The sequence below is a fragment of the Thermoproteus sp. CP80 genome (genome assembly GCF_002077075.2).
Classification (GTDB): domain Archaea; phylum Thermoproteota; class Thermoprotei; order Thermoproteales; family Thermoproteaceae; genus Thermoproteus.
On the sequence record NZ_LCWM02000003.1, the window covers coordinates 18288 to 30514 of the forward strand.

Consider the following 12227-nt stretch of genomic DNA (forward strand, 5'->3'; position numbering starts at 1 on the left):
GCCCTGCGGCCTCTCCGCCGCATCGTTGCTTCTGCGCGCCTCGCGGGGGCGCGGCTCCGCGGCGTCTCACCGCGTGATTATCTTCAGGATGAGTCCGTCCCTCACCTTGCTCTCGGCGCTCAGCCGCCTGCCGGTGGTGACCTCCACGGCCGAGACGAACCTCTCCCCTACCTCGCTGTGGATCATATAGGCGACGTCTCTGGCCGTGGCGTCGCCGGGTACCAGCAGCGCGTCTGGCAGGACGTTGCCGTTCTTGTCGGCGAGCTTGTGCTCGTCCTCGACGGGGTAGACCACCACGTATTTCAACGCGTCGAACACGGCGGCGTTGATGGCGGCGACCACGCCGGTGCCTCCGAACCTCTTCACGAGGTCTCTGACCCTCTCCAGCGCCGCCAGCTGTTGCTGCGACAGCTGGCCCACGACCTCGAAGTCGGGATCGCCCGGCTTGTAGCGTATCAGCCCCCTGTTGGCCGCCCTCCTCAACGCGAGCTCGGCCTCGGCGCTTGTGGGGACGACTATTCTGTCGGGGAAGGCCTTCCTGAGGGCCCTATAGCCCTCCTCGCCTTCGGGCAGATCCACCTTGTTGGCGGCTATCACTATGGGCCTATACGCCCTCAGCCTGCCCACGAAATCGAGGAAATCGCCCTCGGCCCATCTGCTGGGCGGCTTCTTGGAAAGCCCCGTGGATTCGAGCACGTCCTCAACCTGCCCCTTCTTGTAGCCGAGTCCGCCCAGCTTCTCCATGAGCAAATCCGCCAGAGGCCTCTTGCCGTACTCGGAGAACCTCACCGCCTTGTCCCAATCCTTCTTCACGATAGAGACCAGCCACATGTCTATCTCCCTCTCTAGGAACTCGACATCCTCGACGGGGTTTCTGGTGCCAGGCTTGACCATCCGCCCCTCCTCGTCCGTGGACCCCGACGCGTCGACTATGTGTATCAACACGGGGGCCCTCCTTATGTGGTCGAGGAACTGATTGCCGAGCCCCCTCCCCTGCCAGGCGCCCGGCACCAGGCCCGCCACGTCGACGAGCTCCACGGGTATGTAGCAGACTCCGTCGAGGACCAAGTAGCTCGCGGGGTTGCACCTCAAGCTTCTGCAGGGGCATTCCCTCCGCACGTAGCCGATGCCCACGTTGGGCTCAACCGTGGTGAAGGGCACGGGCCCTATCTTGACGTCCTTCATGGTGGCCGCCGCGAAGAAAGTGGACTTGCCGGCGTTGGGCTTCCCAACTATGCCTATCTGCACCCTGGCCTGTACTACCACGTGGACGATATCTCAGATATATATACAGACGGAGCCCGGGCGGCCGGCAGACGCGCCCAGATGCGGACGCCGCCGAAGGCCCCGCGGGCCGCCTCATGGGGCGGGGCGGCGAGGCCTATCCGCGGCGGCGCCGATGTCGACACGCCGGTAGTCGATATATATCACATCGTATTTCAATGTGTGGGCGTGAGGCGTTTACTGTTGTTTTTATTGCTACTTCTCATATTGTTTATATTATTTCATAGTATTATTTTGATAGTACTAATTTTGCTTGTTGCCATATTTTTTAATAAAATAAAAATATTTTTGAAGCTCTACAGAATATATGGAAGCATAGAGAGGGAGAGCATAGCCGCCGCGTCGTCGCTACTCGCGGCAATCCTCCTGATACATACGGCGCCTTCCATAAAGGCCTTCGCGATGCTGTTGGGAGCCTCCTCGCTGTTGCTGGCTCCGTTCTATCCCCAGATCGCGCTGGCCCTCTCATCGTTCGGCTTGGCGGCCGAGCTACCTATATCGGGCCTTTTCAGGGTCTTGGCCTTGGCGCTATCGGCGGCTCTGGGCTATCTCGCCGGACTTAAGGCCGGCAGGAGCGGCCTGGCGAAAATATCGGCGGCTGCGACCAGCCCCGCCGAGGCGATGAAGGTCTTGGCAAAGCACAGGGCTGTCGCGAAGGGCCCCGGCTCCTTCTATGCGCTGTCCCGCGGAGGCGCCGCCGCGAGCGGCGATTTGGTGTTCTTTTCGCCGGAAGGCGATATCCTATATCGGTGCAGATCCCCCCGGTGCCTCCCCCTATCGGTCAAGACTGGGGAGGAGGCGCGGAGGGAGTTCGAGGACCTGCTCGCCGAATATCTATACCTACTGTTCCCCGAGTTGAGGTCGATGGAGGCGCCGCTCGTGGTCATATCGGAGGGCGAGATCGCGGAGAGGATTGCGGGCAAGCTGCCCAGAGCATATGTGTTATCTCCGCGCGGCGCCCCCTCAATCGCCGCCAATCTGTTCGACGTGCCTGTCGACAAGGCGGCGAGGGCCGTGGCCGCCGTCATGGAGATCTACGGCTTCTCGGGCCGCGAGGTGCTCGAGGAGATATATACATACATTAAATCCGGCGGAGCCAGGCGCATAGACCCCCAGATACCGGGCGCCCCCATCTTGAGGGACTTGGTAGACGGGTTGAGCTCGTGGCCGAGCATCGCGGGCTCGGTGGAGCTCGGCGACGATCCGAAGTCGGTGCTGATATCGTACCTGTTGTATCTGAAATACGGCGGCTTTATCATAACATTCTCTAGAAAAATATTCAACATACTAAAAGAACTCGAGGTGAAAAATGTTATATTTATAACAAAAACTATAGATTTGATGAAGGATGAATCATACATAATAGTAGGGCCTTTCAATGGACGTTTCTCGAATTTTCTCGATAAATATATAGAAAAACTCGATAAATATGAATATATAGGGTATGTCGCCGGGTCGCCGGTCCATGGGTATATATAATAGTGCCTCATAGAATTCTATGGAGAAGGTGGAGGCGAAGCTCGCAGAGAGGGGCGCCGAGGCCGCGCCCCCAAGGCTCGTCAGAGATGTGATGGAGTTCCCCGCTGTGAGGATAGTCCCCACCCACACTCTGATGGCCGTATGGCGCTACTTCAGGGAGTTCCCCCACGACATGTTTCCGGTGTTCAGAAACGCGTTTGTCGACGTGGTGGACGGGGCTATATATCCTCAGTCGATCCTCCTGCTTAGGGACAGGTCCGACGACAGGAGGGTGCGCGACGTGGTCAACAACGCCGTGTTTGTGCAGGCTGATGCAACCGTGGAGGATCTCTACAGATTGCTCAAGGAGAGGAGGGTCCCCGGGGCCGTCGTGGTCGACAGAGACGGCAAGTATCTGGGCATAGCCACCCTCCGCGGGCTTCTGGAGGCTGTGAGGCGCATGAAGCCTAAGGCCAAGTCGGTAGCGGCGGTGTACAGCGAGTTTGGGAAATCCGTCGCTCTCGCTGGGGAGGGGGATCCCGTGGAGAGACAGGCGAAGAGGCTCGCGGGCGGCGAGGTGGAGGGCGTCGTGGTGACCAACGCCGACGGCGTGGTTTCAGGCGTGTTGACGGTGTGGGATTTCGTGAAGTCGTCCATATGGCTGAGGCCCAGAAGGGAGCCCCGCCCCATCTTCGGCAGAGGGGCCAGCCGGGGGTCTTCTGGGGGGTCCCGGCCCCCCAAGGTGAGGGCTCTGGAGTCCACCGGCGTGCCGGCGGCGACCCTTAAGACGTCTGTGGAGGAGGTCGCCAACGCCATGGCGTCTCTGGGAGTGTACGTGTTGCCGGTGGTCGACAAGGACGGGAGGCCGGTCGGCGCCGTGACGGTCTGGGACGTCCTCAAGGCGTATTTCGAGGGGCCTAAGGAGGGCAGAGAGGACGTGGAGCCCGAGAGGCCTATTTCCGAGCCCCTCGAGGCCAAGCCGAGGGAGACCGCGGCGAGGCCTGCGAAGTTCGCGACGGGGGTCAGAGCCCGCGAGCTCGTGAGGGCGGACATACCCACGGTGGGCCTTCTGGACAGCGTGTCCCACGTAAGGCGCGTGATGGTCAGGACCAAGGCCCCCGTCGTCGCGGTGGTTAATGAGGAGGGAGGCACCGTCGGCTTCATCTCGAGGCGCGACCTGTTGTTCTATCTTGCCGAGAGGTCGCTTGGGTATTGGAAGGTCCAGAAGGGCAAGAGGCTGGTGCTGAAGGAGAGCGTAATGCCGGGCGAGCAAGCCAAGGTCCTCAGAGAGGAGGGGACCGCGTCGGAGCTCATGAAGATAGATGTGCCGAAGCTCGCCGCAGATGCATCCGCCGAGGAGATAGCGTACGCCATGCTCTCGTCGGGGCTGGACTACGTGCTGGTGCTGGGCGGAGACGGCAAGCCCCTCGGCGTCGTGACCAGAGACGACTTGGTCAAGGCATACGCCGAGAGGGGCAGAGACGACGCCACGGTGGCCGAGCTGATGACGCCTGCGGATATAGCTGTGGTGAACCCCATGCACAGCGTATCCCACGTCATCGACGTCATGAAGAAGTACGAGCTGGACGGCGTGCTGGTCGCCGAAGGCGGAGACATAAAGGGCGCGGTGGTGGACGGCAAGCTGTCGCTGGTGCCGATAGAGGAGAGCCTGAGGGGCGAGCGCGTCTTCGTGGTGACCAAGGGCGGGCTGAGGAAGGAGGGATCGGGCAGATTGAGGTACCCCAAGGCGGGCACCTTAACGGCGCTCGACATAGCCGACGACCCGCCGCCGTCCGTGCCGCCGACCCTCAGCGCCAGGGAGGCCGCCAGGCGCCTGTTGCAACACGGGATGCTGGCGGTGCTCGACCAGCAGGGCAGACTCGTCGGCGTTTTGACGGGCTTCGACGTGGTGCGCGACCTGGCCAGATCCTACGTCGCCTTCAAGGCCGAGACGGCCAAGAAGGTCGAGGAGAAGGCGTAATGGATGTGAGGACCGTCGTGGAGCACAACACATGGCATACGCCCGAGGGGACTTATGTGAGGCTGGTCGTGGTCAGAGGCTGTCCAGACGGCGAGGAGAGGCTGGTCGCGGAAGGCGCAGACCTAGTCCTCTACACGTGCGAGGAGGTGCCCCTCAGGGACGTGGCGGCGGCCTATAGATTTTTCGAGAGGATTGGGCTAGACGCGCACCTGATATACGGCGAGTCGTCGAGAGTTAAGGTGTTTAGGGTGCAGGGAGACTACGAGAGGATAGTCGCCGCGATAGCTACATCGGCCAGCGGATCCGAGGCCCCCAGCTGGGCGCAGTCCTGACCGGCGCAAAATATATTAAAGAGGGGAAAACCCCCTTTGTGTCTGCCGGCGAACAGCCAACCACGGAGGCCAAGCCCCAGAAACTACGTTGGGGCATCGCCTGGATCTATTCAAGCAGCAACAACACAATTATCACCATCACCGATCTGACGGGCGCGGAGACCGTGGCCAGAGTCAGCGGAGGCCAGGTGGTCAAGGCGGATAAGGACAAGCCGTCGCCCTGGGCCGCCATGCAGGCCGCCTATAAGGCGGCTCAGTTGGCTCTGGCGAGGGGGATCAACGCCGTGCATATAAAGGTGAGGGGGCCCGGCGGCTACGGCATGAAGGTGCCGGGGCCCGGCGCGAGCGCCGCCATAAGGGCATTGGCCAGAGCCGGCCTCGTGATAGGCAGGATTGAGGACGTAACCCCGATACCACACGACACCATAAGGCCTCCTCATGGCCGTAAAGGCAGAAGGGTCTAAGGTAGACTGTGTAATAATCGAAGTCGACTACTCGCGGGATAGGCCGAACGACTGGGCTAAACAAGTGCTGAGGTACGCCAGAATACGCTCGCGCAAGCTCGTGCTCCTGGCCAGAGGAGGCGCCGCCGACGCCTTCCTTGCCGATCTGAGGGCTCTGTCTGCGGACAATATGGACTTCCCGGTGCGCATGTACAGCGGCGCTGATGTGGAGGAGGTCGCCGCAACGGAGAGGTGCGCCACCTACGAGGTAAGGAGGCTCGGCGATATAGTTAATTTAGCCGCGATCAGGTAATCACAGTGATGAGGAGGCATTCGGGGCGTCGCATCGCCGGCGCTGGAACTGCTGAGCCTCACCTCTCTGCGGCGGCTCTCCTCAGCCTCTGCAGCGCGAAGGGGACGTAGTGCTCCTCGAGGATCCTCTCCTTCAGCTCCTCGACGCCGGAGCACGTCTTGGCGGATATCCTCATATGGCCTCCTCCGAACAACTTCTCCACATTTTTTATATCGTCATCACTGGCTAGATCTATTTTATTTATTGCTATTATTATAGGAATTTCAAAATTATTTTTAATATTATTGAAGATGTTCATCTGAATTGAGAGGTCGAAGCCGCCGTGGTGGGTGGGGTCCACCAGGAACACGACGACCTTGGCGAGATATCTCAGCGCTAGGACGGCTTGGAGCTCGGCCTTGTTCATCTCGTCGAGCGGCCTATCCAACAGACCCGGCGTATCTATCACCTGTATCCTATCTCCCCTGACGAATATATGGCCCACGTGGATCTGCTTGGTCGTGAACGGATACTCGGCGACCTTGGGCTTCGCCGTGGAGAGACAGCCGACCAGACTGCTCTTCCCCACGTTGGGCGCGCCGGCGATCACCACGGTGAATAGATCCGGGTCTATGTCGGGCAACCTCCTGAGGAAAGCCGCTGCGGATCTGGCGGCCTCCAGCTCGGGCGCCAGATCGCCTATTAGGTCGACTATCCTCGCTACGTAGGCCCTTCTGACCCTGTATATCTGCTCCTTGGAGTACGCCGTCCTCAAGCCCATCAAGGCCTCCCTGGAGATGGATCTGACGGCCATAGCCGCGTTGCCCACCTTGCCCAGGGCGTGTTTATATCTGGCCGTCCCCACGCCCAGCTCTAGGAGCTCCCTATAGAACGGATGGAGGTCGTCCACGAAGGGCATGGAGAGGGCCATCTCCCTGAGGGCTCTGGCCAGCCCTCCAGCCGACTTCTTGATCCTCACGGCCTCGAGCCGCCTCAGCCTCTCCAAGCCCGGCTCGGTCGAGGGGCTCTTGGCCTCGGCGGATTTATACAGTCCGAAGAAGTAGCTCCTCAGCTCCTCGGGCGAATATATGTACGGCGTATTGAAACGCACGGACCTACACAACCTCTATATAAATCAGCATACGTCCACTCCTCACAGATCAGCGTAGCTCAGCCTCTTCACGTATGGGCCGGGCCGCAGCCCTATAAATACTCCACCCCGTCACGGGCCGGCCCTGAGGCCTATTCCCGTCACCGAGATGGTCGCCGGCCTTCCATCCCCCAGGGAGAACTTGACGGGCAGGAACCTCTCTATTACGTATGCGTTGGTCCTCGAATGGGAGGTGATCTCGGATACCGCGACCTCGCTGGGCCCCTCGGCCAACGCCATGTATAGCATGATCATATCGCCCATGTGGGCGTCCAAGGCGGCGCCCGACGCTATCTCCCTCAGGAGCTTCTCCGCGGCCTCTCTGCCGACCGCCTCGGCGGGCTTGCCCCTTTCGCCCAAGGCGTCGGCCCCCAGCACCAAGCCTCCGTCGGTCTCCGCCCACAAGACCACGCCCGAGCCGGGCCCTAGGCCGTCCTGCCTATGCTCTACGGCTATCTCGACCGGCGCGCCCAGCCCCCTCAAGGCCTCCTCAGCCGCCTTGGCCTGCCTCTCGGCCACGTGGCGCGGCAGATTCACCGCGTGCGAAATGCCGGCGATCCTAGTTATATTTCCGCGCTCCCTCCACGACACTGGGGCGAGCCGCCCCGCCGGCTCCACGATGAGCTCGACCAAGCCGTCTCCCCTCGGGTAGTGCCCCCTCTTAATCAGCCTTATGGAGGCCCTCGCGCCCATGTGAGCCAGAAGCCTGAACATGACGTTGGCTATATAGTCCACCGGAGGGGCCATGGGGACGTCGGTGCCGCCTCTGATGACGGCCTTGGATCTACACCGCGAGAACAACAACACGGGCAGCACCGTCTGGATCACGAGCCCGACGCTTCCGGCGGTCCCTATATCGAAGGAGAACTCGCCGCATCTACGGCCGCGCGGAGAGAACGTGAGCCTGGTGGACCCTATCTCGGCCCCGCCGACGTCCGCGTCGGTCAACGCGGCCGCGGCCCTCACGGCCGTTAGGTGCTGGTGCTGCAGGCCTGGGTTGCGCCGCTTGGCCCTTATGTTGTGTATCTCCACCGGCCTCAGGAGCAGGCTGGACAGCGCGAGGGCCGTCCTCAAGATCTGCCCTCCTCCCTCCCCGTAGGATCCGTCTATGGCCACCGCCTCCATGCGACCGAATCAACGTTAAAATAAACCCGTTAGGCGCATCAGTGACGCTCGAGGCGCTCGTATCGCCGGGCTCAGTCGCCGTCATCGGGGCCTCGGCGAAGCCTAGGACCATAGGCTACACGATATCGGCGCAGTTGATGAAGCGGTTCAGGGGGAGGATCTACCTAATAAATCCCAACTACGGCGAGGGGTATATAGAGGGCAGGCGCGCCAAGTTCTACAGATCGATCCTGGAGGTGGAGGACAGGTTGGATATGGCGGTGGTGGCGGTGCCGGCGAAGGCGGTGCCGAAGGTTCTGGAGGAGGCGGGCAAGAAGGGCGTCAAGGTCGCCGTGGTGGTAAGCGGAGGCTTCGCGGAGGCGGGCAACTACGAGCTGGAGGCCGAGGCCGTGCGGGCCGCAGGCGAGCACGGGATGCGCATCCTGGGCCCCAACTGCGTCGGCGTCTACAACGCGGAGGTCGGGCTGGACACCATGTTCCTCCCCGAGGAGAAGGCCGCGAGACCCGCCGGAGGGCCCATCGCCTTTATAAGCCAGAGCGGCGCCGTCATGACGGCCGTGCTGGACTGGGCGGCGGCGGAGGGGGTGGGCATAGGCCTGGCCGTCAACGTCGGCAACAGGGCCGACATAGACGAGGGGGAGATCCTGGAGCTCCTAAGGGGCCTGGACTACGTGAGGGTCGCGGCGCTGTACCTAGAGGGGTTCAGAAGGCGCAAGGAGGTGGAGGGTTTTCTCAGGTCCGCTAGGGAGTTCTCCCGGGAGAAGCCGTTGCTGGTGTACAAGGCAGGCCGTAGCGCAGATTCCGCGAGGGCCGCCAGATCCCACACGGCGGCTCTGGCGGGGAACTACGACTACTATAGGGCTTTGTTCAGACAGGCGGGGGCAATAGAGGCCGAGGACCTCATCGACCTTTTCGACATGGCGCAGGCCCTGGCCCTCCTGCCCCCGCCCAGGGGGCCCAACGTCCTCGTCGTTACGTCGTCCGGCGGCATCGGCGTGCAGGCGACGGACTTCCTGCTGGAGCAAGGCCTCTCGGTGCCGAAGACGCCGCAGCCTCTCGCGGATGAGCTCAAGCGGATCCTCCCGCCTCTGGCCTCGCTGGGGAACCCCATAGACCTCACCGGCGGCGCCGCCAACGAGGACTTCGCCAACGTGCTGGAGCGCGCGTTGGACTATTTCGACATGGCGCTCGTGGCGGCCCTGATACATCCCCCCGGCCTCGACGAGAGGCTGGCCGACCACATAACGGCTGCGGCCAGTCGGGGAAAGCCCATCGTCGCGGTCAGCATCGGGAACTCGCCCGCCGTGAAGGAGCTCGAGAGGAGGCTCAGGGGCAGAGTGCCCGTCTACAACTCGCCGAGGAGGGCCGCGCGGGCCCTATGGGCTCTTTATAGATATTCTATAAAACGCGGCGGATCCAAGCCTTCATGATAGCGCTCCTCACCGACTTCGGGACCAGGGACTACTTCGTGGCGGAGATGAAGGCCGTGATCCTCTCCATAGATAGGGAGGCCGCCATAGTCGACATAACGCACGAGATACCGCCGCAAGACGTGCGCACGGGCGCCTTCGTGCTGTGGAGGGCCTACAGGTGGTTCCCGAGGGGGACCATCTTCGTCGCCGTCGTCGATCCGGGCGTCGGCACGTCGCGCGTGCCCATACTGCTGAGGACCAGGGGCTACTTCTTCGTGGGGCCTGACAACGGCCTGCTGAGCCTCGCCGCCGAGGAGGACGGAGTAGAGGAGGCATACAGAATAACGGCGCAGCTGCCATCGGCGTCGAGCACCTTCCACGGACGCGACGTGTTTGCCTTCGCGGCGGCTCTCCTATCCAAGGGCGTCGCCCCCAGCTACCTCGGGGTGAGGATAGCCGACTACGTGAGGCTCGAAAAGCCCGGGGCCGTGAGGGAGGGGGGATCGATAAGGGGCCAGCTGATATATGTCGATAGGTTTGGGAACATCTTCACCTCAATAGGAGAAAAAATTATAAAAGAAATCGCGGAATTCGGCGATAAACTGTGTGTAAATATCTCGGGGAAAATATATAGGATGAGGCTCCTCAAGTCGTACGGCTATGCCGAGGCCGGCGAGGCCATCCTTCTGATAAACAGCGAGGGGTTTCTCGAGGTAGCCGTCAACGGAGGCAACGCCGCGGAGAGGCTGGGGCACAGAGTGGGCGAGCCGGTGGAGGTCTACAGATGCTGAAGAGCCTCTCTGACTGCTTTACAAATGTCGTCGAGAGAGACGCCGTCTTTCAGCATCTGTATGAACAACAGACCCACCACCGCTGGATAGTCGGAGCGTAGACCCGACGCCGTGTACTCCCTGCCGGCAACCACGGCCTTTATCTTGACGAGACCGCCTGCGCTCTCCACCGAGATCATAGAGGCGCCTGAAGCCAGCTATATAACGATAGCGGGCTAGATCGCTGAGATGATGGACATCAATAGCTGCACTGCATCCTGTGCGTTGTCCGCGATGCGGTCTGCGCTATATATCAACGAAATTATGTGGTTGAATTCCACCGCCGATAGGTTCAGCTTATATACTTCGTCCAATATGTACTCCTTAACCTCGTCCACCTCCTCCTCGAGCGTGCTGACCATCCTGGCGTATCTGCTGCAGAACTCCAAGTCCCTGGTCCTCTCGAGCATGGCGCCGACGTATTCGATGATGGTCCTGTCGAGGTCCAGCATCTCCCTGAATTTTCCCCCAATTATTTTTCTAATATTGTCATTTCTCCATACAACATATCCCCTTTTAATTTCTTTAGAGATATAGTAAATATTATCTAATATATTATCAATTCTATCTAGTAGAAGTTCCGCGTTACCTATAACGCTGGGGACCAAGGCCCCCTTGGATATATTGTCGTCGATCTGCCTTATTATCTCGTCGCCCTCCCTCTCTATAGCTGTTATCTTCCTCACGATTTCGTCCAGATAGTCCTCCGTCGCATCGGGCTTGGTTATCGTCTGCTGTATCAAGTCCAGGGCTTGAAGCGAGTAGCCCACATGCGCCTTCAAGCGGCCTATCATGGCCTCCCAGCCCGAGGTGAACCAGCGCTTGAGAACGCTCACACAACCCAGCACAGGGCCGGTTAAAAAGGTGGCGGGGAGGGGAGTAAATTTCTATATGTGACGCATAGCTAGCCGTGAAGGAGGCGGTCCTCTACAAGCCCCTGGCCGACGGCCGCGTCGTATGTACGGCGTGCGCCAGGTATTGCAAGATACCTAAGGGATATTGGGGGTTCTGCGGCGTTAGGGCCAACGTAGGGGGCAGGCTATATCTGTCTGTATACGGCCTCATCTCCGCGATCGCGGTGGATCCCATAGAGAAGAAGCCCCTCACCCACTTCTATCCGGGCGCTATGGTGCTGTCTCTGTCCACCTTCGGTTGCAACTGGGCCTGTCAGTACTGCCAGAACTTCGACCTAAGCCAGAGGAGGAGGGTCGAGGGCTTCGAGGTGGCGCCCGAGAAGGTGGTGGAGCTGGCCGAGGCGTACGGCGCCCACGGGATCACGTACACCTACAACGAGCCGACCATCTTCATGGAGTACGCGCACGACATAGGCGTGATCGCGCGCAGGAGAGGGCTCTTCAACACGTTCGTGACGAACGGCTTCATGACGCCGGAGGCCGTCGAGTACGCCTCGGAGTTTCTGGACGCCGCCACCGTCGACTTCAAGGGAAACGGCAACAGGAGGTTCCTCGCCCGGTTCTCCATGGTGCCCGACGTCGAGACCATATACCAAACCCTCGAGGAGATGAGGAGGAGGGGGATCTGGGTCGAGATAACCGATTTGGTGGTCCCCAAATACGGCGACAGCCTGGATGACGCCAGGAATATGGTGAGGCGGATAGTGGACGTGCTGGGGCCCGAGGTGCCGATACACTTCCTCCGGTTCCACCCAGACTACAAGATGTCGGACGTCCCCCCGACGCCCGTAGAGGTCCTGGAGAGGCACGTGGAGTTGGCGAAATCCGAGGGCGTGAAGTACGCCTATGTGGGAAACGTGCCCGGACATAAGTACGAGCACACCTACTGCCCCGAGTGCGGGAGGCCTGTGATCAAGAGGCGTGGTTTCGACATAGTCGAGGTCAATCTGGTGGAGCGGGGCGGCGAGTACCGCTGTAAATTCTGCGGAGCTAAGATAAACATAAT

13 protein-coding genes are annotated in these 12227 nt (G+C 60.7%); 8 read left to right on the forward strand and 5 right to left on the reverse strand.

Annotated features, from left to right (window positions below):
- Positions 1-66: 66 nt before the first annotated feature.
- A complete protein-coding gene (locus B7L68_RS00950; RefSeq protein WP_081245804.1) occupies positions 67-1266 on the reverse strand; it encodes a redox-regulated ATPase YchF in 1200 nt (399 codons plus the stop codon).
- A gap of 306 nt (positions 1267-1572) precedes the next feature.
- On the opposite strand from B7L68_RS00950, the gene B7L68_RS00955 reads away from it, so the two are divergent.
- Genes B7L68_RS00955 through B7L68_RS00975 form a run of 5 tightly spaced genes read left to right on the forward strand, consistent with a single transcriptional unit; the run spans position 1573 to position 5811 of the window.
- On the forward strand, positions 1573-2763 hold the full coding sequence (locus B7L68_RS00955) for a hypothetical protein (RefSeq protein ID WP_143615271.1): 1191 nt from the start codon (positions 1573-1575) through the stop codon (positions 2761-2763).
- Positions 2764-2782: 19 nt separating this feature from the next.
- Entirely contained in the window at positions 2783-4723 is a 1941-nt protein-coding gene (locus B7L68_RS00960) for a CBS domain-containing protein (RefSeq protein WP_081245806.1), read from the forward strand.
- A complete protein-coding gene (locus B7L68_RS00965; protein WP_081245807.1) occupies positions 4723-5055 on the forward strand; it encodes a hypothetical protein in 333 nt (110 codons plus the stop codon). Before B7L68_RS00960 ends, B7L68_RS00965 begins: the two co-directional genes overlap by 1 nt.
- 38 nt (positions 5056-5093) lie before the next feature.
- A complete protein-coding gene (locus B7L68_RS00970) occupies positions 5094-5519 on the forward strand; it encodes a 30S ribosomal protein S11 (protein ID WP_013680656.1) in 426 nt (141 codons plus the stop codon).
- The gene (locus tag B7L68_RS00975; protein WP_238136261.1) at positions 5494-5811 is read left to right on the forward strand and encodes a hypothetical protein; all 318 of its coding nucleotides are present in this window, start codon (positions 5494-5496) and stop codon (positions 5809-5811) included. Before B7L68_RS00970 ends, B7L68_RS00975 begins: the two co-directional genes overlap by 26 nt.
- Before the next feature lie 58 nt (positions 5812-5869).
- On the opposite strand, the gene B7L68_RS00980 is transcribed toward B7L68_RS00975, so the two are convergent.
- Together B7L68_RS00980 and rtcA are read right to left on the reverse strand one after the other, a co-directional pair.
- Complete coding sequence (locus B7L68_RS00980; protein WP_081245809.1) at positions 5870-6901, reverse strand: GTPase; 1032 nt, start codon at positions 6899-6901, stop codon at positions 5870-5872.
- A gap of 111 nt (positions 6902-7012) precedes the next feature.
- Positions 7013-8065: an RNA 3'-terminal phosphate cyclase gene (rtcA, locus tag B7L68_RS00985; protein WP_081245810.1), complete on the reverse strand. Its 1053-nt coding sequence runs from the start codon at positions 8063-8065 to the stop codon at positions 7013-7015.
- Between the two features lie 41 nt (positions 8066-8106).
- Between rtcA and B7L68_RS00990 the strand changes: the two genes are divergently transcribed.
- The gene (locus tag B7L68_RS00990; protein WP_081245811.1) at positions 8107-9495 is read left to right on the forward strand and encodes a CoA-binding protein; all 1389 of its coding nucleotides are present in this window, start codon (positions 8107-8109) and stop codon (positions 9493-9495) included.
- On the forward strand, positions 9492-10268 hold the full coding sequence (locus B7L68_RS00995) for an S-adenosyl-l-methionine hydroxide adenosyltransferase family protein (RefSeq protein WP_081245812.1): 777 nt from the start codon (positions 9492-9494) through the stop codon (positions 10266-10268). The genes B7L68_RS00990 and B7L68_RS00995 overlap by 4 nt, the downstream gene beginning before the upstream one ends.
- Here the strand turns inward: B7L68_RS00995 and B7L68_RS01000 are convergent.
- Entirely contained in the window at positions 10256-10447 is a 192-nt protein-coding gene (locus B7L68_RS01000; RefSeq protein WP_081245813.1) for a hypothetical protein, read from the reverse strand. The two genes, B7L68_RS00995 and B7L68_RS01000, sit on opposite strands and share 13 nt — an antisense overlap.
- Positions 10448-10483: 36 nt before the next feature.
- On the reverse strand, positions 10484-11143 hold the full coding sequence (locus B7L68_RS01005; RefSeq protein WP_238136262.1) for a DUF47 family protein: 660 nt from the start codon (positions 11141-11143) through the stop codon (positions 10484-10486).
- Between the two features lie 74 nt (positions 11144-11217).
- Here B7L68_RS01005 and amrS point away from each other — a divergent pair.
- The coding region (gene amrS, locus B7L68_RS01010; protein WP_081245814.1) for an AmmeMemoRadiSam system radical SAM enzyme at positions 11218-12227 on the forward strand (1010 nt) is incomplete at its 3' end.

Coding starts and splice junctions, on each gene's coding strand:
- B7L68_RS00960 (WP_081245806.1), top strand. CDS start 2,783: ATGGAGAAGGTGGAGGCGAAGCTCGCAGAGAGGGGCGCCGAGGCCGCG.
- B7L68_RS01000 (WP_081245813.1), bottom strand. CDS start 10,447: ATGATCTCGGTGGAGAGCGCAGGCGGTCTCGTCAAGATAAAGGCCGTG.
- B7L68_RS00975 (WP_238136261.1), top strand. CDS start 5,494: ATGGCCGTAAAGGCAGAAGGGTCTAAGGTAGACTGTGTAATAATCGAA.
- B7L68_RS00965 (WP_081245807.1), top strand. CDS start 4,723: ATGGATGTGAGGACCGTCGTGGAGCACAACACATGGCATACGCCCGAG.
- B7L68_RS00995 (WP_081245812.1), top strand. CDS start 9,492: ATGATAGCGCTCCTCACCGACTTCGGGACCAGGGACTACTTCGTGGCG.
- rtcA (WP_081245810.1), bottom strand. CDS start 8,065: ATGGAGGCGGTGGCCATAGACGGATCCTACGGGGAGGGAGGAGGGCAG.